Source organism: Planotetraspora kaengkrachanensis (assembly GCF_016862895.1).
Lineage (GTDB): Bacteria > Actinomycetota > Actinomycetes > Streptosporangiales > Streptosporangiaceae > Planotetraspora > Planotetraspora kaengkrachanensis.
Map to the genome: position 1 here is coordinate 213,586 of NZ_BONV01000014.1, position 17,989 is coordinate 231,574.

At 71.0% G+C, this 17,989-nt stretch carries 18 protein-coding genes and 1 riboswitch; of the genes, 13 read left to right on the top strand and 5 right to left on the bottom strand.

All coding sequences use genetic code 11. From position 1 onward, the window contains the following. Positions 1-39: 39 nt before the first annotated feature. Both Pka01_RS17985 and Pka01_RS17990 read right to left on the bottom strand, forming a co-directional pair. Positions 40-1,221 (bottom strand): acyl-CoA dehydrogenase family protein, encoded by a 1,182-nt coding sequence (locus Pka01_RS17985; protein WP_203883925.1) that lies wholly within the window; start codon positions 1,219-1,221, stop codon positions 40-42. Between the two features lie 76 nt (positions 1,222-1,297). Then, a complete protein-coding gene (locus tag Pka01_RS17990; protein ID WP_203883926.1) occupies positions 1,298-1,888 on the bottom strand; it encodes a class I SAM-dependent methyltransferase in 591 nt (196 codons plus the stop codon). Between the two features lie 197 nt (positions 1,889-2,085). Here Pka01_RS17990 and Pka01_RS17995 point away from each other — a divergent pair, with 197 nt between their 5' ends. The 10 genes from Pka01_RS17995 (at position 2,086) to Pka01_RS18040 (ending at position 14,397) form a co-directional block, all read left to right on the top strand. Next, positions 2,086-3,747, top strand: a complete 1,662-nt coding sequence (locus Pka01_RS17995; protein WP_203883927.1) for a sensor histidine kinase — start codon at positions 2,086-2,088, stop codon at positions 3,745-3,747. Beyond that, entirely contained in the window at positions 3,744-4,433 is a 690-nt protein-coding gene (locus Pka01_RS18000; protein WP_373318162.1) for a response regulator, read from the top strand. Before Pka01_RS17995 ends, Pka01_RS18000 begins: the two co-directional genes overlap by 4 nt. 10 nt (positions 4,434-4,443) lie before the next feature. Then, on the top strand, positions 4,444-5,010 hold the full coding sequence (clsA, locus tag Pka01_RS18005; protein ID WP_239115087.1) for a cardiolipin synthase ClsA: 567 nt from the start codon (positions 4,444-4,446) through the stop codon (positions 5,008-5,010). Positions 5,011-5,012: 2 nt separating this feature from the next. Continuing rightward, the gene (locus Pka01_RS18010; RefSeq protein WP_203883929.1) at positions 5,013-7,517 is read left to right on the top strand and encodes a mannose-1-phosphate guanyltransferase; all 2,505 of its coding nucleotides are present in this window, start codon (positions 5,013-5,015) and stop codon (positions 7,515-7,517) included. A 548-nt stretch (positions 7,518-8,065) separates the two neighbouring features. Beyond that, the gene (locus tag Pka01_RS18015) at positions 8,066-8,569 is read left to right on the top strand and encodes an FHA domain-containing protein (RefSeq protein ID WP_203883930.1); all 504 of its coding nucleotides are present in this window, start codon (positions 8,066-8,068) and stop codon (positions 8,567-8,569) included. 19 nt (positions 8,570-8,588) lie between these two features. After that, positions 8,589-9,245: a transcriptional regulator FtsR gene (gene ftsR, locus Pka01_RS18020; RefSeq protein WP_203883931.1), complete on the top strand. Its 657-nt coding sequence runs from the start codon at positions 8,589-8,591 to the stop codon at positions 9,243-9,245. 76 nt (positions 9,246-9,321) lie between these two features. Continuing rightward, positions 9,322-9,792 (top strand): bifunctional nuclease family protein, encoded by a 471-nt coding sequence (locus Pka01_RS18025; protein WP_203883932.1) that lies wholly within the window; start codon positions 9,322-9,324, stop codon positions 9,790-9,792. A gap of 143 nt (positions 9,793-9,935) precedes the next feature. After that, a complete protein-coding gene (locus Pka01_RS18030) occupies positions 9,936-10,553 on the top strand; it encodes a MerR family transcriptional regulator (protein ID WP_203883933.1) in 618 nt (205 codons plus the stop codon). Positions 10,554-10,626: 73 nt separating this feature from the next. Then, positions 10,627-10,717: riboswitch (glycine riboswitch) on the top strand. A gap of 176 nt (positions 10,718-10,893) precedes the next feature. Next, a complete protein-coding gene (gene gcvP, locus Pka01_RS18035) occupies positions 10,894-13,719 on the top strand; it encodes an aminomethyl-transferring glycine dehydrogenase (RefSeq protein ID WP_203883934.1) in 2,826 nt (941 codons plus the stop codon). A gap of 132 nt (positions 13,720-13,851) precedes the next feature. Then, positions 13,852-14,397, top strand: a complete 546-nt coding sequence (locus tag Pka01_RS18040; protein WP_203883935.1) for a hypothetical protein — start codon at positions 13,852-13,854, stop codon at positions 14,395-14,397. Here Pka01_RS18040 and Pka01_RS18045 read toward each other — a convergent pair. After that, positions 14,375-14,749: a hypothetical protein gene (locus tag Pka01_RS18045; RefSeq protein WP_203883936.1), complete on the bottom strand. Its 375-nt coding sequence runs from the start codon at positions 14,747-14,749 to the stop codon at positions 14,375-14,377. The two genes, Pka01_RS18040 and Pka01_RS18045, sit on opposite strands and share 23 nt — an antisense overlap. 92 nt (positions 14,750-14,841) lie before the next feature. Here Pka01_RS18045 and Pka01_RS18050 point away from each other — a divergent pair, with 92 nt between their 5' ends. Continuing rightward, positions 14,842-15,438, top strand: coding sequence for an alpha/beta hydrolase family protein (locus tag Pka01_RS18050; RefSeq protein ID WP_203883937.1), 597 nt, complete (start codon positions 14,842-14,844; stop codon positions 15,436-15,438). Here Pka01_RS18050 and Pka01_RS18055 read toward each other — a convergent pair. Then, positions 15,425-15,625 carry a DUF5999 family protein gene (locus Pka01_RS18055; protein ID WP_203883938.1) on the bottom strand — a complete coding sequence of 67 codons (201 nt, stop codon included), beginning with the start codon at positions 15,623-15,625 and terminating at the stop codon, positions 15,425-15,427. The genes Pka01_RS18050 and Pka01_RS18055 overlap by 14 nt on opposite strands. Positions 15,626-16,004: 379 nt before the next feature. After that, the gene (locus Pka01_RS18060; protein ID WP_203883939.1) at positions 16,005-16,571 is read right to left on the bottom strand and encodes a TetR/AcrR family transcriptional regulator C-terminal domain-containing protein; all 567 of its coding nucleotides are present in this window, start codon (positions 16,569-16,571) and stop codon (positions 16,005-16,007) included. Positions 16,572-16,694: 123 nt separating this feature from the next. Here Pka01_RS18060 and Pka01_RS18065 point away from each other — a divergent pair, with 123 nt between their 5' ends. Both Pka01_RS18065 and Pka01_RS18070 read left to right on the top strand, forming a co-directional pair. Further along, a complete protein-coding gene (locus Pka01_RS18065; RefSeq protein WP_203883940.1) occupies positions 16,695-17,096 on the top strand; it encodes a hypothetical protein in 402 nt (133 codons plus the stop codon). 88 nt (positions 17,097-17,184) lie between these two features. Next, positions 17,185-17,949, top strand: a complete 765-nt coding sequence (locus Pka01_RS18070; RefSeq protein ID WP_203883941.1) for a VOC family protein — start codon at positions 17,185-17,187, stop codon at positions 17,947-17,949. Positions 17,950-17,989 lie beyond the last annotated feature (40 nt).

Sequence of the window (17,989 nt, forward strand, 5' to 3'; positions counted from 1 at the left end):
CTTCCCAGGAAGCCGCGTGCGCAAAGGGCGATCCGGCGATCAGAAGCTCCGGGGCAGTCCCAGAACCTGGGTGGCGAGGTAGTTCAGCAGCAGTTCCTCGGTCACCGGGGCGATCTTGCCGATCCGCGCGTCCGTGAGCAGGCGGGCCACGGGGTACTCGAGCGAATAGGCCATGCCCCCGTGGGTCTGGAAGGCCGCGTCGGCCGCCTCCCACGCCGCCTGCGACGCGGTCAGCTTCGCGATGTTGGCCTCGGTGCCGCAGGGCAGCCCGTTGTCGAAGGACCAGGCCGCCTTGTACAGCATGAGCCTGGCCAGCTCGATCTTCGCCTTGACCTGCGCCAGCGGGAACGCGATGGCCTGGTTCGCCCCGATCGGCCGGCCGAAGACCTCGCGCTCCTTCGCGTAGTTCACCCCGGTCCGCAGCGCGACCTCGGCCCCGCCGAGCGCGCTTGCGCCCAGCAGGATGCGTTCCGGGTTGAGCACGTCCCACAGCACCACGGCGCCGCCGTGGAGTTCGCCGAGCACGTTCGACGCGGGGACGCGCAGATCGTCGATGAACACCATGTTCGACGGCGTCGTGTTGGCGCCCATCTTCGGGATCGGCCGGTAGGACAGCTGCCCGGCGGCGACCGCCTCGGGCACGTTGACCAGGAAGACCGTCATGCCGTTGGTCCGGGGCCTGGCCTCGGCGGCCGGGATGGTCCGCGCGACGAGCAACATCCAGGTGGCGCGCTGCACGCCGGTGATCCAGATCTTCTGCCCGTTGACGACGAAGTCGGAGCCGTCCTGCCGGGCGAAGGTGGAGATCGCCAGCGAGTTGGACCCGGCGTCGGGCTCGGTGAGCGCGAAGCAGGTCTCGATCTCGCCGGTCGCCAGTCCGGGGAGCAACGCGGCCTTCTGCTCCGCGCTGCCGTGCCGGCTGAGGGTCATCGCGCCGAACCCCGGCGTCAGGACGTAGGTGAACGCGGAACCGCCCGCGGAGCCCGACGCCGACAAGGTCTCGGTGGCCACCGCGAGCTCGAGCAGGCCCTGCCCGGAGCCGCCGTACTCCTCGGGTACGGCCAGGCCGAGCCAGCCGCCCTTGGCGAGGTCCTGCCAGACTTCTTCAGGCCACCGCTTCTCCGATTCGCAGCGCTCCCAGTAAGCCATGTCGTAACGGGAGCAGATATCCGCGACACCCCGTTGTACGGCTTGCGCGCTCTCCGGCAGTGAGAAGTCCATAACCGTCTCCATTTCCTGGTCGCGCGCAATAGTAGAACGAAGCGATCTCCGTATCAGCCCCTCCACCGGCGCGCGGTCAGCGGCGCGGGCGCCGCGCGTGGTAGACGAAGGCGGGCGGGAGATTGCGCCACACGGTGCGGCCCGGCACCACCTCCTCGAACGACTCCGACAGCCTTCTGCGGAAACGAAGCGCGGGGGGAAGCGCCCGGGCGTGCACGTAGGAGAACGTGGTGAACGCCCCGCCCGGCGCGAGGGCGCGGACGACAGCTCGCAGGACCTCGGACTGTCGGCCGTAGGAGAACGCCGCCCACGGCAGCCCGCTCACGATCACGTCGGCCTCGGGCAGGCCCCGCTCGGCGAGCAGCTCGGGAAGCCGCGCGGCGGTGTCCACCACGATCTCCGCACCGGGGTGGGCGGCGGCGAGGACCCCGGCGAGCTGCGGGTTGATCTCGACGGCGAGATGCCGTCCGCGACCGCCCAGGCGGCGCTGGATCTCGCCGGTGAAAGGACCGGTGCCCGGCCCGAGCTCCACCACGACGGGGTCGCCGCGTTCCGGCACGGGGACGCAGACCGCCGAGGACAGCCGCCGGGAACTGGGGGCGATCGCGCCGGTGACGGCGGGCGCCCGGAGGAACTGATTGAAGAAGATCGCTGACTCGTTCGCCATGCCCCGAAGCTAGGGCCGCGTACCCGGCCGCGGCGTCCGCCGACCGGCCCCGGCCCGCGGCCACAAGGACCCGCGGCCGCGGCCGGACGGACCCGTGCCCACGGCCACCTGGCCGGGGCCGTGCGGCCAGAAGGAGGAGACGGTCTCGTCCCCTGGGAGGAAGCAGCCCCGGCCCTGACTGCGGATACCGTTCCGGTATGCGGTGGCGCGGCGTGGTGCTGGACGTCTTCCTCGCGGTGTGCGGGGTCGTCCTCGACGTGCTCGTCAGCTGGGGCCACTGGAGTGGGCCGGCGGCGCCCTGGTGGATCAGGGCCCTGTTCGGCCTGCTCGCCGGCCTTCCGCTGGGACTGGTGCGCCGGTGGCCGGGCCTGGTCGCGATCTACTTCGCCGGCTTCCTCGTCGTCTGCGACCAGCTCGGCGCGTCCACCACGGACACGCTGCAGATCCTGCTCCCCATCGCCGTCGGCGTGGTGGCCCGGGAGCGGGGGTGGCACTGGACGGCTCCGGTGGCGGTCCTCGCCGGTGCGGCGACGGCCGTCAACCTGGCCGACCCGGGGATCGCCTTCACCCAGAACTCGTGGTTCTACTCGGTCGGCATCATCGCCTTCCCGGTGCTGGTCGGCCGATATCTGCGCAGCGAGAAGGGCCAGGGCAAGGAGGATCCGGCGCCCCTGCTCGATCTGCTGCTCGCCGGCGGCGGGGTGGCGTTCGCCGTCCTCGGCACCTGGCCGTTCTGGGACAGCGGGAAGCCGCCGGTGTGGGTGGTCGGCCTCGTGGTCGTGGTGGCGGGCTTCGCCCTCGGCGTGGTCCGCAAGCACCCCGGCGCGGTGCTGCTGCTCGAGAGCGTGATCCTGGTCGTCGCCGACCAGTACGCCCCGCGGACGGGGAGCAGCCTGCAACTGCTCGCCCTGGTCGCGCTGGGCGTGTTCGCCACCCGGGCGAGCTGGTCGTGGGTGGGCGCCGGATATCTGCTCACCTGCGCCGTCACCGCCATCGTGATCGTCGACGAGCCGGCCGACATCACGTTCGTCCGTGTGGTCACCCTCATGGCCATCGTGACCGCCCCCGTCGCGATCGGCCGGTACGTCCGGGCCCGCCAGGCCGAGGGACGCCAGGCGAGGGAACTGAGCGCGGAACGCCTGCGCGCCGACCGCCTCGCCGAACGGGAACGGATCGCCCGCGACGTCCACGACATCGTGGCGCACCACGTCGGCGCGATGGTGCTGCGGGCGAGCGCGGCCCAGTACGCCGGGGCGACCGGCCCGGCGGCCGAGGCGCTGGCCGACATCAGGGAGACCGGCCACCGCGTCCTTGAGGACCTCCGCGGGCTGCTCACCGTCCTCCGCGACCCGGAACGCGACGAACTCGCGCGAGCCGGGCCCGGTGACGTCAGCCTCGGCCTGACGCTGGCCGACCCGGACGACATCATGCGCGACGCCGTCGCCCGGATGGCGGCCGCCGGGCTTCGGGTGGAACTGGACATCACCGCCGAGGCCGTGGCGGCGCCGCTGGTCGTCCGGGCGTCCGCGGCCAGGATCATCCAGGAGGGACTGACGAACGTGCTGAAGCACGCGGGACCCGAGGCGACGGCCGAGATCACCGTCGGGATGGAGAACGGAGCGATGACCGTGGTGGTCCGCAACGGGCCGGGGACGGCGGGGCCGGGCGAGACGCTGCCGTCCACCGGGCAGGGGATCGCGGGCATGCGGGAACGGGCCCGCGCGCTCGGCGGCAGGCTCACCGCCGGGCCCGTGGAGGACGGCGGCTGGCGCCTGGCCGCGTCGCTGCCACTGCCCGAACCCGCGGACGGGCCGGAGGCCGGTTCGGAATGCCGGTGGACCTCGCGGAGCGCGCCGTGATCCGCGTCGTGGTCGCCGACGACCAGGCGCTGGTCCGGGCGGGCGTGCGGATGATGCTGGAGGCCGCGGGGGACATGGAGGTCTGTGGCGAGGCCGCCGACGGGGCCGAGGCGGTGCGCCTGGCCGACCGTCACCGGCCCGACGTGCTGCTCATGGACCTGCGGATGCCGCGAGTGGACGGGCTCGAGGCCACCCGGCGCATCCTGGCCGCCGACCCCGCCGCCAGGATCGTGGTGCTGACCACGTTCTCCGACGACGTGAACGTCTACTCCGCCCTGCGCGCCGGGGCGCTCGGCTTCCTGGTGAAGGACGACCCCCCGGACCGGATGGTCGAGGCCGTGCGCCGGGCCGCCCTCGGGGAGCCGCTGCTCGCCCCGTCGGTCCTGCGGCGCCTGGTCGACCGGGCCCTGGCGGCCGAACGGCAGACGGCCCGCGTCCCCGACAGCCTCACCGAACGCGAACTGCAGGTCCTCACCCTGGTCGGCATGGGCCTGTCCAACGCCGAGATCGGCGACCGCCTCCACGTGGGGGTGACGACCGTCAAGAGCCACGTCGCGGCGATCATGGAGAAGCTCGAGTTGCGCAACCGGACGCAGGCCGCGGTCGTGGCCCACCGATTCGGCTTGGTCGACGCGGAGTTCAACGCCTTGGAACCGCCTCGCGGCGGCCGGGAAAGCGCCATGTAGGGTCTGGGGCGTGAACGCCTCGGAAGACCGGATATTCACGGTTCCCAACCTGCTGAGCATGCTCCGTCTGCTCGGCGTCCCGGTCTTCCTCTGGCTCGTTCTGGGACCCCATGAGGACGGCTGGGCCATCCTCCTGCTCGCGCTCGCCGGGTTCTCGGACTGGCTCGACGGCAAGATCGCCCGGGCCTGGGGGCAGACCAGCAGGCTGGGCCGCCTGATCGACCCGCTGGCCGACCGGCTCTACATCCTGGCCACCCTGGTGGGGCTGGTGCTCCGCGACGCCATCCCGCTGTGGCTGGCGCTGGTCGTGCCGCTGCGCGACGTCATGTTGTTGTGGATGCCCCCGGTCCTGCGCCGCCACGGGTACGGCCCGGCCCTGCCGGTCCACTTCCTCGGAAAGGCGGCGACGGCGGCCCTGATGTACGCCTTCCCGCTGCTCTTCCTCGCCTCCCACGACGGCTGGTACGCGGAGATCTCCACGATCTTCGGATGGGCCTTCGCCATCTGGGGAACTGGTCTGTATTGGTGGGCGGGGGTGTTGTATGTCGTACAGGTGCGCCACCTAACGAAGGGGTGACCGTGAAGGCCGTCGTCATGGCGGGCGGGGAGGGGACACGGCTGCGGCCGATGACCGCCAACCAGCCCAAGCCCCTGCTGCCGATCATCAACCGGCCGATCATGGAGCACGTGCTCCGGCTGCTGAAGCGCCACGGGTACACCGAGACCGTCGTCACGGTCCAGTTCCTTGCCGCCCTGATCCGCAACTACTTCGGCGACGGCGACGAGCTCGGCATGAGCCTCCACTACGCCACCGAGGAGGTTCCGCTCGGCACGGCCGGCAGCGTCAAGAACGCGGCGGACAAGCTCCGCGAGGACCGCTTCCTCGTCATCTCCGGCGACGCGCTGACCGACATCGACCTGACGGACATGCTCCGCTTCCACCGGGAGAACCGGGCACTGGTCACCATCGGCCTCAAACGCGTCCCGAACCCGCTCGAGTTCGGGATCATCATCGTCGACGAGAACGGGCGGATCCAGCGGTTCCTGGAGAAGCCCACCTGGGGGCAGGTGTTCTCCGACACCGTCAACACCGGCATCTACATCATGGAGCCGTCCGTCCTCGACGGAATCGAGCCGGGACAGTCCGTCGACTGGTCGTCCGACGTCTTCCCCCGGCTGCTCGACGGCGGCGAACGGCTCTTCGGGTACGTCGCGGACGGCTACTGGGAGGACGTCGGCACCCACGAGAGCTACCTGAAGGCCCAGGCCGACGTCCTCGAGGGCAAGGTCAAGGTCGACTTCGACGCGTTCGAGCTCGCGCCGGGCGTCTGGGCGGCAGAAGGCGCCTCCGTCGACCCGGACGCCGTGCTGAAGGGGCCGCTCTACATCGGCGACTACGCCAAGGTCGAGGCCGGGGCCGAGCTGCGCGAGTACACCGTGCTGGGCAGCAACGCGGTCGTCAAGGAAGGCGCCTTCCTGCACCGGGCGGTGGTCAGCGACAACGTCTACGTCGGCCCCGCGGCCCATCTGCGCGGATGCGTGATCGGCAAGAACACCGACGTCATGACCGGCGCCAGGATCGAGGAGAACGCCGTCGTCGGCGACGAATGCGTCATCGAGGCCGAGGCCTACGTCTCCTCCGGCGTGAAGATCTATCCGTTCAAGACCATCGAGGCCGGCGCGGTCGTCAACACCAGCGTCATCTGGGAGTCGCGCGGCCAGCGCAGCCTGTTCGGGCCGCGCGGCGTCTCCGGCCTCGTCAACGTGGAGATCACCCCCGAGCTGTGCGTACGGCTGGCCAGCGCGTACGCCACGACGCTGCGGAAGGGCGACACGGTCGTCACCTCCCGCGACGCCTCCCGGGCCGCCAGGGCGCTCAAGCGTGCCGTCATCAGCGCACTGAACTCCAGCGCCATCAACGTCGTCGACCTGGAGGCCGCCGCGCTCCCCGTGACCCGGTTCAACACCTCCAGGGAGAACGTGCGGGGAGGCATCGCCCTCCGGACCACCGCAGGCGACCCTCAGAGCGTCGACATCGTGTTCATGGACGAGTCCGGGGCCGATCTGTCCCAGGCGGCCCAGCGGAAGCTGGAGCGGGTGTTCTCGCGGCAGGAGTACCGCCGGGCCTTCCCCGGCGAGATCGCCGAGCTGACCTTCCCCGCGAGGGCCGTGGACACCTACGCGCGGGAACTCCTGAGCTGCATCGACATGAGCGGCGTGAAGGACGCCGAGATGAAGGTCGTGGTCGACTGCGCCGGAGGCACGTCGTCACTCGTGCTGCCCAGCCTCCTCGGCCGCGCCGGCGTCGACGTGCTGACCGTCAACAACCGCCTCGACGACGTCTCGCCCACGGAGAGCCTCGCCGAGCGCCGCCGCGACCTCCAGCGGCTCGCCGAGCTCGTGGCCTCCTCCCGGGCCGCCTTCGGCGTGCGGTTCGACCCGGTGGGCGAACGGGTGTCCCTCGTCGACGAGATGGGCCAGCTCATCAGCGAGGAGCGGGCCCTCCTCGTGGTGCTCGACCTGGTCGCGGCCGAGAGCAGGGGAGGCAGGGTCGCGCTCCCGGTCACGACGACCCGCGTCGCCGAGATGGTGTGCCGGTTCCACGGAGTCCAGGTCGAGTGGACGGCCACGAGCGTGGACACGCTCGCGACGGCCGCGCGGCATCCCGACATGATCTTCGCCTGCGACGGGCGCGGCGGCTTCATCGTGCCCGAGTTCGCCCCCACGGTGGACGGCCTCGCGGTGTTCCTCCGGCTGCTCGGCCTGGTCGCGCGGACCCGGCTGTCCCTCAGCCAGATCGACGCCCGCATCCCGGAGGCGAAACTGCTCAAACGGACCGTGCCCACCCCATGGGCGCACAAGGGGGCGGTGATGCGGTCGGTCGTCGAGGCGGCCGAGGGCCACCGGATCGACACCACCGACGGGGTCCGGGTCGTCGAGGACGACGGCACCTGGGCACTCGTCCTGCCCGACCCGTCCGACGCCGTCACCCACCTGTGGGCCGAGGGCCATGACGTCGACAGCGCCCAGACCATCCTCGAAAGGTGGGCCCGAGTCGTCGAACAGGCCGCCGGATCCCAATGAGATTGATCACAGTGTTCATGGCGCTCGCTCCGCTCGCGCGTGCGCTGTGTTCCCTTGCCGCGCCTCCGGCGCGGCGGGTTCGGGGCGCCCCTGAGGCGGAGCCTTCCCTCGTCGTTCGGGGTCGCTCGTTCCTCGCTCCCCGCTCACTCCTCAGTCCAGGCACCGCCGCGCCCCTCACATGCCCCTGACGGCCGAGAACGGCCAGGTAAGCGCCATTGCCTTTGCAGATGGGCGGCGTGGAACGCGAGGGGCGCGGCCGGGATCTGGACTGAGGAACGCCCGCAGCGAGGAACGAGCGAGGACGTGACGAGGGAAGACCCGGCCTCTCGGCGCCCCGAGCCCGCGCGAGCGGAGCGAGCGCAATCAAACACAGCCCGCCGTGCCGGAGGCACGGCCATAGGCACGTGTGGCGGGATGGACCATGGACGGCTGGGGGCTGTAGCGTTGGGCAGTCCACGCCCAGCGACGCTTCTTGACCTTTGTCCCTGATCAGCGTAAGTTGCGGCATTCGCAGTCTGAGCAAGTCGTGAGAGAGGCCGAGCCGATCGATGCCCAGCGTCTACTGCACGCAGTGCGGTCATGCCAACCCCGAGGATGCCCGTTTCTGTTCACGATGCGGTTCGCCGCTGAGCGCTCCGGCGCCCGTCGCACCCGACACCACCTCGACGATCTCGCTTGACGCGATCGAGGCGGAGCTCGGGCAGACGCTGCTGCCGGACCGGGCGGCTCTCGAGCAGCTGCCACCGGGGACCGCGCTGCTGGTCGTGATGCGCGGGCCGAACGCCGGCAGTCGTTTTCTGCTCGACAGTGACCTCACTACGGCGGGTCGCCACCCGGAAAGCGACATCTTCCTGGACGATGTGACCGTGTCCAGGAGGCACGTGGAGTTCTATCGGCGTGGCGGGCAGTTCACCGTACGTGATGTCGGGAGCCTGAACGGCACCTATGTCAACCGTGAGCGGATCGAGGAGTTCCCGCTCGCCGGAGGCGACGAGGTGCAGATCGGGAAGTTCCGGCTGGTGTTCCTCACACGTGGCCCTGGAGGACCGTGATCGGTGAGGAGGTGGAGTCATGAGCGCGCAGGCCGTCAGGGCGTTCATGAGCATCGGGGAGGTGCTCGCCCAGTTGCAGGGCGAATTCCCCGACGTCACGATCTCCAAGATCCGGTTCTTGGAAGGCGAGGGGCTCATCGAGCCCCAGCGGAGCCCCTCGGGCTACCGCAAGTTCACGCACAACGACGTGGAGCGCCTTCGTTACATCCTGACCGCGCAGCGTGATCATTATCTCCCGCTGCGCGTGATCAAGGATCACCTGGACGAGCAGGCGACCCGCCCCCGCGACGTGTCCTCCCAGGTGCCGGCCGTACGGTTGAGCAGGGAGGAACTGCTCGAGGCCGCCGGCATCGACGAGGACACGCTCGCCGAGATGGAGAGCTTCGGGCTGGTCGTGCCGGTCGCGCGCCGCTACGACGCGGAGGCCCTGGACGTGGCGCGGAACGTCGCCGAGCTGGCGCGTTTCGGCCTGCATCCCCGGCATCTGCGGGCCGTGAAGGCGGCCGTGGAGCGGGAGGCCGGCCTCGTGGAGCAGGCCGTGGCGCCGTTGCTGCGGCGCCGGGCACCGGGGGCGCTCGACCAGGCGGGCGAGACGGGCCGGGAGATCTCCGGACTTCTCCAGAAATTGCACAGTGCATTACTTCGTGGCAGTGTTCGCGGCGTTCTGGGACGGTGACCGGCTCATTCGCTCCGTCGCGGTGTTACGTTGAATGCCTGGTGATATACCGCGACGCTTTGAGACGGAGTCGCCCGTGTTGCAGATGGAGGTCGTGGGGGTACGCGTCGAGATGCCCTCCAACCAGCCGATCGTCCTCCTCAAGGAGGCGAGCGGTGATCGGTACCTGCCGATCTGGATTGGCATGACCGAGGCGACCGCCATCGCGCTGGCGCAGGCGGAGGAACCGCCGCCCCGGCCGCTGACTCACGACCTGTTCAGAGACGTGCTGGACGCGCTGGGGGTGCGTCTGCGCACCGTCAACATCGTCGCTCTCCGTGACGGGATCTTCTTCGCCGACCTGGTGTTCTCCAACGGCGTGGAGGTGAGCGCCCGGCCGTCGGACTCGATCGCGCTGGCCCTGCGCACGGGCGCGACGATCTACGCGAGCGAGGACGTGGTCCAGGAGGCGGGCGTCAGCATGCCGGACGACCAAGAGGACGAGGTGGAGAAGTTCCGCCAGTTCCTGGACAACATCACCCCGGAAGACTTCGGCCGTGCGGGTTGATTTCGGGATATTGCGCTTCACGACGCGCCGGACGGGGTCGTTGACTGAGGATGGCCCCGGTCCTACGGTGCAAGGGAAACCACGGTTGTAATTCACGAACCCCCAGATCAGACCGTGGGATGAGAGAAAGCCGGAGGTCCGCAGTGGCGGTCAGCAGCGGCGAGGGTAAGTCGGCCGGGCAACATGATCCGGTTCGGCAGGCGGCACGCGAGCGTGCCGGTGAGCAGGGTCTGCTGTTCGACGAGCAGCCGGCGGCTCTGCCCGAGGACGTCGGTTACCGCGGTCCCACGGCCTGCGCGGCGGCCGGCATCACCTACCGTCAGTTGGACTACTGGGCACGCACCGAACTGGTGCTGCCCACGATAAGAGCCGCCCAGGGCTCGGGATCCCAGCGCCTGTACAGCTTCCGGGACATCCTCGTCCTGAAGGTGGTCAAGCGGCTCCTCGACACCGGCGTCTCCCTCCAGCAGATCCGCACCGCCGTGCAGCACCTGCGTGACCGCGGGGTGCGCGACCTGGCCCAGATCACGCTCATGAGCGACGGTGTCAGCGTCTACGAGTGCACGTCGGCCGACGAGGTGATCGACCTGCTCCAGGGCGGTCAGGGCGTCTTCGGCATCGCGCTGGGCCGGGTCTGGCGCGAGGTGGAGGGATCGCTCGCCGAACTGCCGGGTGAGCGCGCGGAAAGCGCCTCCGATGCGGAGGGCGATCATCCGGCGGATGAACTGGCCCGCCGCAGGAAGGCCCGCAAGACCGGCTGACACCCGGTCCGCCGGTCCGGGCCACAGGGGCGTCACCGCCCATCCCGGCACCCGGTAGAGTTGGTCTGGCCGATGACCTCGTGCGGGAGAGTCCCCTCTGACCAGGGGCGCCGAAGGAGCAACCTCCCCGGAATCTCTCAGGCAACCGGTACCGCACGGACGAGGCGACTCTGAAAAGCAGGCGCACCCGCCAGGTGGAGCCTCACCGAAGGGGAAAGCCGGGCACGATCTTCTGCCCGGTGAAGCTCTCAGGTCCGATGACAGAGGGGGAGACCGCAAGACGACGGGCCGTGCCAGACACGGCGCGCGCTGGTCTCGACCCGCCCAGGAGGCCCCTGTCATGACCGATCGGTCACCGCTCCGCGACCTTTCCGCCCCGCCCTTCGCGACCCGTCACATCGGCCCGTCCGACGCCGAACAGGCGCGGATGTTGCAGGCCGTCGGATACGAGTCCGTGGCCGACCTGGTGGCGATGGCCGTCCCCGGGGCCATCCGGACGACGACCGCGACGGCCCTGCCCGAGGCGGTGAACGAGCAGGAGGCCCTCGCCGAACTGCGCGCCCTCGCCGGCAAGAACCAGGTGCTCACCTCGATGATCGGCCTGGGCTACCACGACACGATCACCCCGGGCGTCGTCCTGCGCAACGTGCTGGAGAACCCGGGCTGGTACACCGCGTACACCCCGTACCAGCCGGAGATCTCGCAGGGGCGGCTCGAGGCGCTGCTCAACTTCCAGACCGTGGTGACCGACCTGACCGGCCTCGACGTCGCGGGCGCCTCCCTGCTCGACGAGGCGACGGCCGCGGCGGAGGCCATGACGCTGGCCCGCCGGGCGAGCAAGGTCAAGGCCGACGTGTTCGTGGTCGACGCCGAGGCGCTGCCCCAGACCAAGGCCGTGCTCGCGACCCGCGCCGAGCCCCTCGGGATCACGCTCGTCGAGTCGGACCTCACGGGCGACCTGCCCGAGTGTTTCGGGGTGCTCGTGCAGTACCCGGGTGCGAACGGCCGCGTCGCCGGGTTCCGTGAGCTGGCCGAGCGGGCCCACGCGCAGGGGGCCCAGGTGGTGGCGGCCGCCGACCTGCTGGCCCTGACGCTGCTTGCCTCCCCGGGCGAGCTCGGTGCCGACATCGCCGTGGGCTCAACCCAGCGGTTCGGCGTGCCGTTCGGCTTCGGCGGCCCGCACGCCGCCTACATGTCCGTCCGCGAGGGGCTGCAGCGCCAGATGCCCGGCCGCCTCGTGGGGGTGTCCGTGGACGCCGACGGGCGGCCCGCCTACCGGCTGGCCCTGCAGACCCGTGAGCAGCACATCCGCCGCGAGAAGGCGACGAGCAACATCTGCACCGCCCAGGTCCTGCTCGCCGTCATGGCCTCGATGTACGCCGTCTACCACGGTCCCGACGGGCTGCGGCGGATCGCGCAGCGCGCCCACAGGCACGCGGCCATCCTCGCCGCCGGTCTGCGGGACAACGGCGTCGAGGTGGTGCACGACGAGTTCTTCGACACCGTGCTGGCGAAGGTGCCCGGCCGGGCGGACGAGATCGTCACGGCCGCGGCCTCCGGAGGGATCAACCTCCGCCGGGTGGACGGCGACCACGTCGCCGTCGCGTGCGACGAGAAGACGACCACGGCCCACCTGGCCGTCGTGTGGAAGGCCTTCGGCTGCGACGGCGTCGTGGTGGACGACCTCGACCGGGCCACGGCAGACGCCCTGCCGGGCGACCTGGTCAGGACCTCCGACTTCATGACCCACCCGGTCTTCCACTCCTACCGGTCGGAGACCGCGATGCTGCGCTACCTGCGCAGGCTCCAGGACAAGGACATCGCGCTCGACCGTTCGATGATCCCGCTGGGCTCCTGCACGATGAAGCTCAACGCGACCACCGAGATGGAGCCGATCACCTGGCCGGAGTTCGCCGGCATCCACCCCTTCGTGCCGGACGCGCAGGCCGGGGGATACCTGGAGCTGATCGGGAACCTCGAGGGCTGGCTGGCGGAGATCACCGGCTACGCCCGGGTGTCGATCCAGCCGAACGCGGGATCGCAGGGGGAGTTCGCCGGGCTGCTCGCGATCCGGTCCTACCACCGCTCACGCGGGGACCTCGGCAGGACCGTCTGCCTCATCCCGTCGTCCGCCCACGGCACCAACGCCGCCAGCGCCGTCATGGCCGGCATGCGGGTCGTCGTGGTGGCGTGCGACGACGACGGCAACGTCGACCTGGACGACCTCGCCGCCAAGATCGACAAGCACCGGGACGCGCTGGCCGCGATCATGGTGACGTACCCCTCGACCCACGGGGTGTACGAGGAGACCATCATCGAGATCTGCGAGCGGGTCCACGCGGCCGGCGGGCAGGTCTACGTCGACGGCGCCAACCTCAACGCACTGGTCGGCCTGGCCAAGCTCGGCGAGTTCGGCTCGGACGTGTCCCACCTCAACCTGCACAAGACCTTCTGCATCCCGCACGGCGGCGGAGGCCCCGGCGTCGGCCCCGTGGCCGTCAAGGCCCACCTCGCCGACCACCTGCCCGCGCACGTCTCGGCCGCGCCGTACGGCTCGGCGGGCATCCTGCCGATCTCCTGGGCGTACGTGCGGATGATGGGCGGCGACGGGCTCAGGCAGGCCACGGAGCAGGCGATCCTGTCGGCCAACTACCTGGCCAGGCGGCTCGCGCCGCACTACCCGGTCCTCTACACCGGCCGCGACGGCCTGGTGGCGCACGAGTGCATCGTCGACCTGCGGCAGATCACCAAGGAGACCGGGGTCACCGTGGACGACGTGGCCAAGCGCCTGATCGACTACGGCTTCCACGCGCCGACGATGTCCTTCCCCGTGGCGGGCACCCTGATGATCGAGCCGACGGAGAGCGAGGACCTCGCCGAACTCGACCGTTTCGTCGAGGCCATGATCGCCATCCGCGCGGAGATCGCCCGGGTGGCCTCGGGCGAGTACGACCGGGTGGACAACCCGCTGCGGAACGCGCCGCACACGGCGGACTCGCTGCTGTCCGGCGAGTGGTCGCACCCGTACTCGCGGGCCGAGGCGGCCTACCCGCTGCCCTCGCTGCGCGACAACAAGTACTGGTCCCCGGTCCGCCGGATCGACCAGGCGTACGGCGACCGCAACCTGGTCTGCTCGTGCCCGCCGCTCGAGGCGTACGAGGACTGACCCGCGGAAGGAGGGGCGGGGTCACGGCAGGGTGGCGGACCAGTTGCGCATGTCGCTCCCGCGCCGGGGCACAGGTCGTTAAGATCTTGCTGATCGTTCCCCGCCCCTCCTCATCCCTGTGAGGCCCCCCTCATGACGGCCATCGACCCCGGACGGCCGATCGACCAGGCCCGGCGGTTAGCCGAGACCGGCGATCTCGACGCCGCGGCGGCGATCTTCGCGGAGCTCGCCTCGGACGCCGACGGGCCCGATCAGGCCGACGCGGCGCGGGGGCTGTCGGTCGTCGCCGAGCGCATGGCGGCCGACCTGCTGGCGGACGGGGAGCCGGAGCAGGCGGCCGACGTCCTGCTGGAGGCGCTGTCCGTCACCGCCGTGACCGATGTGGCGCGCCTGCGGGTGCTGCTCGGCATCGCGCACCTGGAGATGGCCTGCGGGCAGTTCGCCGGAGCGGTGGAGGAGGGCCGCTGGGAGGACGGCGAGGCCGAGACCGGCGCGCTCGCCATCGAACTGCTGGCCCGCACGCTGCCGCTGAGGGGCCGCGACGCGGACGCGGAGACCGTCTGGCGTTACGGTCTCGACCACCCCGACCAGATGGTCGCCGACCAGGTGCGGCTCCGGCTGGCCCGCGACCTGCGGCCCGTGACGGATGACGTCGTCAGCGACCCGACCGGCGGCTGAGCGCGTAGGCCAGGTTGACGAAGACGATTCCGGCCCAGGCGAGGAGCAGGCCGGCGCCTCCCGCGTTGCTCGACGCGATGGCGGTGAGAGGGATGCCGATGCCGAGGGATCCGAGAGCCACGGGGACGGCGGCGTCCTTGCCGCGGTGGGGGTCCTTGGCGACCCCGGCGGTCTGCCTGGCGACCTCCGAACGGACCCGGGCCGCGATCTCGACGTCGAGTTTGTCGAGGAACGAGTCGACCAGGGCGTCCTCGTAGTCCGGGCCCAGCTCTCGGCGCGTCGCGATGATGGCGCGCAGATCCTGCCGGGTGGCGTTGGATGTCGTGTGCTGCTGCAAGGGATTGTCGGCCACGATCACATTGTGGCCACTGGGCGGCCCTCGTGCCATCCTCCCTTGGGCGGGTCCCTGATCCTGCGAAAGTCGGAGCCGGTACGGTCGCCTGCATGGACGTCGCCACACCGCACGGCCCGGCACGGGTCGAGATCGACGAGGCAGCCGACCCGCGGCTGCTGCTCGTGCTGACGCACGGCTCTGCCGGGGGAGTCGACGCACCCGACCTGCTCGCCGTACGGGACGCGGTGCTGGCCATCGGGGGGACCGTCGCCAGGGTGGTCCAGCCCTTCAGGCTCCGGGGCGCGCGGGCGCCGGGATCCGCGCCCAAGCAGGACGAGGCCTGGATCAGCGTCGTGGCGGGGCTGCGGGACGGTCATCCCGGACTGCCGCTCGTCCAGGGCGGCCGGAGCAACGGGGCCCGGGTGGCCTGCCGTACGGCACTGGCGGTCGGTGCCCGTGCCGTGGTCGCGCTGGCGTTCCCCCTGCACCCGCCGGGCCGGCCCGAGCGTTCACGGGCCGAGGAGCTCCGGCGGGCGGGTGCCGACGTACTGGTGATCAACGGAGACCGGGACCCGTTCGGCGTCCCGGACGCGGCCGACGCCACACGCCTGGTGGTCCTGGCGGGAGAGGGTCACGATCTGAAGAGGGATCCCGCCCGGGTGGGCGAGGAGGTGGCCGGATGGCTGCTGGAGCTCAGGCGGCGTTGACGGCCATGTCGGTGGGGCGGTGCGGCGCGATCACGCCTCCGTCCGGCAGGAGTTCTCCCGTGTCCTCGAACAGCACGACACCGTTGCAGAGCAGGCTCCAGCCCTGCTCGGGGTGCGTCGCTATCGTGCGGGCGGCTTCTCGGTCCTTAGCGTCCGCGTGCGGACAGGCCGGTTCATGAGGGCACATCGCCGGGGCTCCGTGTCTTTATCGATCGCTCGTGGTCGTTCACCGGCGGACGGCGATGGCCGTCACCGATGTCTTCCTTCCCTCTTTTGTACGGGGGGCGAGCCTTCGGGGTTGACGTATTCGTGGACTTCACCAGTTTGCTGGCCGGTCACATCGGCGTGACATAGTCCGTTCGGGCGATATCGCCGGTGCGGGTGGGGGGCCCGTGTGCGGCCTGAGCGGACTGGCCTCGCTGATGTGACTTGTAACACAAGGTTGCCCCATGGACGATAACGGTCCAACCTCGACACGCCGTCCGTCTGGTAACTGACTGATTACCATTTCTTTGGCTTGGCTGGGCGATCTGCGGATTTTGTCGGTTTGCGCCGCCGGCTGGTGGTCACCTGCCGAGTCCGGCGATCAGAGCGTCGAGGCCGTGCTCGAACTCCCGCTCCCCGTCCGCGGTCCGGGCGTCCCGCACCGTCGCGTCGGGGTCGGCCCAGCCGGACTGCTGGACCTCGACAGCGACGCTGCCGAACACGTAGGCGCGCAGCGCCCGCACGGCCTCGCCCGCGTCGCCGAGTCCCGCCTCCCGGAGCTGCTCGGCCTGCTCGGTGATCGCGGCCAGCGCCGCGCCCTTGGGCGGCTTGGTCAGCGCCAGGGACAGCACGCCGGGATGTTCGAGCAGGGCCGTACGGCTTGCCCGGGCCCACGCGCGGGCCCGGTCCTGCCAGCCGGAAAGGCCCTCCGGGCCGACCTGCACGGCGGTGACGTGCTCGGCCAGCGCGTCCATCAGCGCCTCCTTGCCGCGGGGCAGGTGGTGGTAGATGGCCATCGCCTCGACCTGCAGGGCGTCGCCGAGTCTGCGCATGGTCAGCCTGCGCAGCCCCTGCCCGTCGGCGATGTGGAGGGCGGCGTCGACGATGCGTTCCAGGGACAGCGGGACGGGTGGTCTCTTGGCCGGCATGTCGATCATGCTGCCACACTCGTCCTTACTTCGTAAAGGGCGGCGCACCCTGGTGTGCGAAGCCACGTGAGAAGCGCGTACGCTACCGGCAGCGATGATTTGTTCGATCTGAAGGGGCTGACGATGGCGATTTTCCGTCGGCGGGTGAGCCGCGAGGCGGAGCGTTACCACGCCGACCAGGAGCTCGGTGGCGACTTCGGCGCCCTGCTCGAAAGGGCGAGGGAGGCCGAGTTGACGCTGCGGGTCAAGCGGGCCGAGGGCGTCTCCACGGAGGAGCTGCGGGCGGCGGGAATCGACTTCGACCGCGCCCTGACCGAGGCGCTGCGCGCGGCCGAGGCGGTGCAGCGGACCACCTTCGGCGAGAAGGCCTACGACGACCGCATCGCGCGGCGCAAGGCCAAGGCCACCCCCGACGGGGCGAAGTGGACCGCCGAGGTGAACCGCCTCCGCACGCTGCGCGAGGAGCACAGGCTGACCGGCATCGCGCGGGTTCCCCGGGCCTCCGCGGTCGCCCGCAAGGCGTAGGAGCCGTACCGGACTGTTCTATCCGGCCCTCGAGGGCGGCGACCTGAGTACGGTGAGCGCCGTCGCCGCACGGGTGAAGGGGCCGGCCATGTCGGAGAACGTCGCGTTCACGCCAGGGACTCCCTGCTGGGTGGATCTCGGCAGCCCCGACGTGGGCGCGGCGAAGGACTTCTACGCCGAACTCTTCGGATGGGACTTCGCCGCCGTGCCCGGACGCGGGGACCACGCCGTGGCCCGTTTGCGCGGCGAGCCGGTGGCCGGCGTCGGCCCGGCCACCGACGACGGGCCGCGCTGGTGGACGACGTACGTCGCGGTGCGGGACGCGGATCTCACCGCGAAACTGGCCGTCGAGGCCGGCGGCGGCCTCACCGCGGGACCGCTGGAGATCGCCGATCACGGCAGGAGCGCCTTCCTCACCGATCCGGCGGGCGCGGCCCTGGCGGTGTGGCAGGCCGGAGGGTTCCCCGGCGCCGCGATCACCGGCGTGCCGGGGACGCTCTGCTGGAGCGAGCTCGCCGTGCGCGACACCCGCCGGGCCGCCGCCTTCTACGGCCGGTTGTTCGGATGGCGCGGCCGTGGACGGCCGTTCGCCGGCGGCTCCAGCACCTACACGGACTTCGAGACGGACGGCGGAGCCGTCGCCGGCATGGTCGAGATGAACGAGGCGTGGCCGGCGGAGATCCCCGCCCACTGGATGGCGTACTTCGCCGTCGGCGACTGCGACGCTTCCTGCGCGAAGGTCGCCGGACTGGGCGGAGTGGTGTCCGTCCCGCCGTTCGACATCGGGGCCGGGCGGGTGGCCGTCGTGGACGACCCCTGCGGCGCCGTGTTCTCGATCATCGCGCGGGCCTGACGTCGCGGGCGCCCGGAAACGCCGGGGACGCCCGAGACGC

Bases quoted from the DNA above. Each gene is read 5' to 3' on its own strand.
- Pka01_RS17985 (WP_203883925.1), bottom strand. From the start codon at position 1,221: ATGGACTTCTCACTGCCGGAGAGCGCGCAAGCCGTACAACGGGGTGTC.
- Pka01_RS17990 (WP_203883926.1), bottom strand. From the start codon at position 1,888: ATGGCGAACGAGTCAGCGATCTTCTTCAATCAGTTCCTCCGGGCGCCC.
- Pka01_RS17995 (WP_203883927.1), top strand. From the start codon at position 2,086: ATGCGGTGGCGCGGCGTGGTGCTGGACGTCTTCCTCGCGGTGTGCGGG.
- Pka01_RS18015 (WP_203883930.1), top strand. From the start codon at position 8,066: ATGCCCAGCGTCTACTGCACGCAGTGCGGTCATGCCAACCCCGAGGAT.
- ftsR (WP_203883931.1), top strand. From the start codon at position 8,589: ATGAGCGCGCAGGCCGTCAGGGCGTTCATGAGCATCGGGGAGGTGCTC.
- gcvP (WP_203883934.1), top strand. From the start codon at position 10,894: ATGACCGATCGGTCACCGCTCCGCGACCTTTCCGCCCCGCCCTTCGCG.
- Pka01_RS18040 (WP_203883935.1), top strand. From the start codon at position 13,852: ATGACGGCCATCGACCCCGGACGGCCGATCGACCAGGCCCGGCGGTTA.
- Pka01_RS18050 (WP_203883937.1), top strand. From the start codon at position 14,842: ATGGACGTCGCCACACCGCACGGCCCGGCACGGGTCGAGATCGACGAG.
- Pka01_RS18055 (WP_203883938.1), bottom strand. From the start codon at position 15,625: ATGTGCCCTCATGAACCGGCCTGTCCGCACGCGGACGCTAAGGACCGA.
- Pka01_RS18060 (WP_203883939.1), bottom strand. From the start codon at position 16,571: ATGCCGGCCAAGAGACCACCCGTCCCGCTGTCCCTGGAACGCATCGTC.
- Pka01_RS18065 (WP_203883940.1), top strand. From the start codon at position 16,695: ATGGCGATTTTCCGTCGGCGGGTGAGCCGCGAGGCGGAGCGTTACCAC.
- Pka01_RS18070 (WP_203883941.1), top strand. From the start codon at position 17,185: ATGTCGGAGAACGTCGCGTTCACGCCAGGGACTCCCTGCTGGGTGGAT.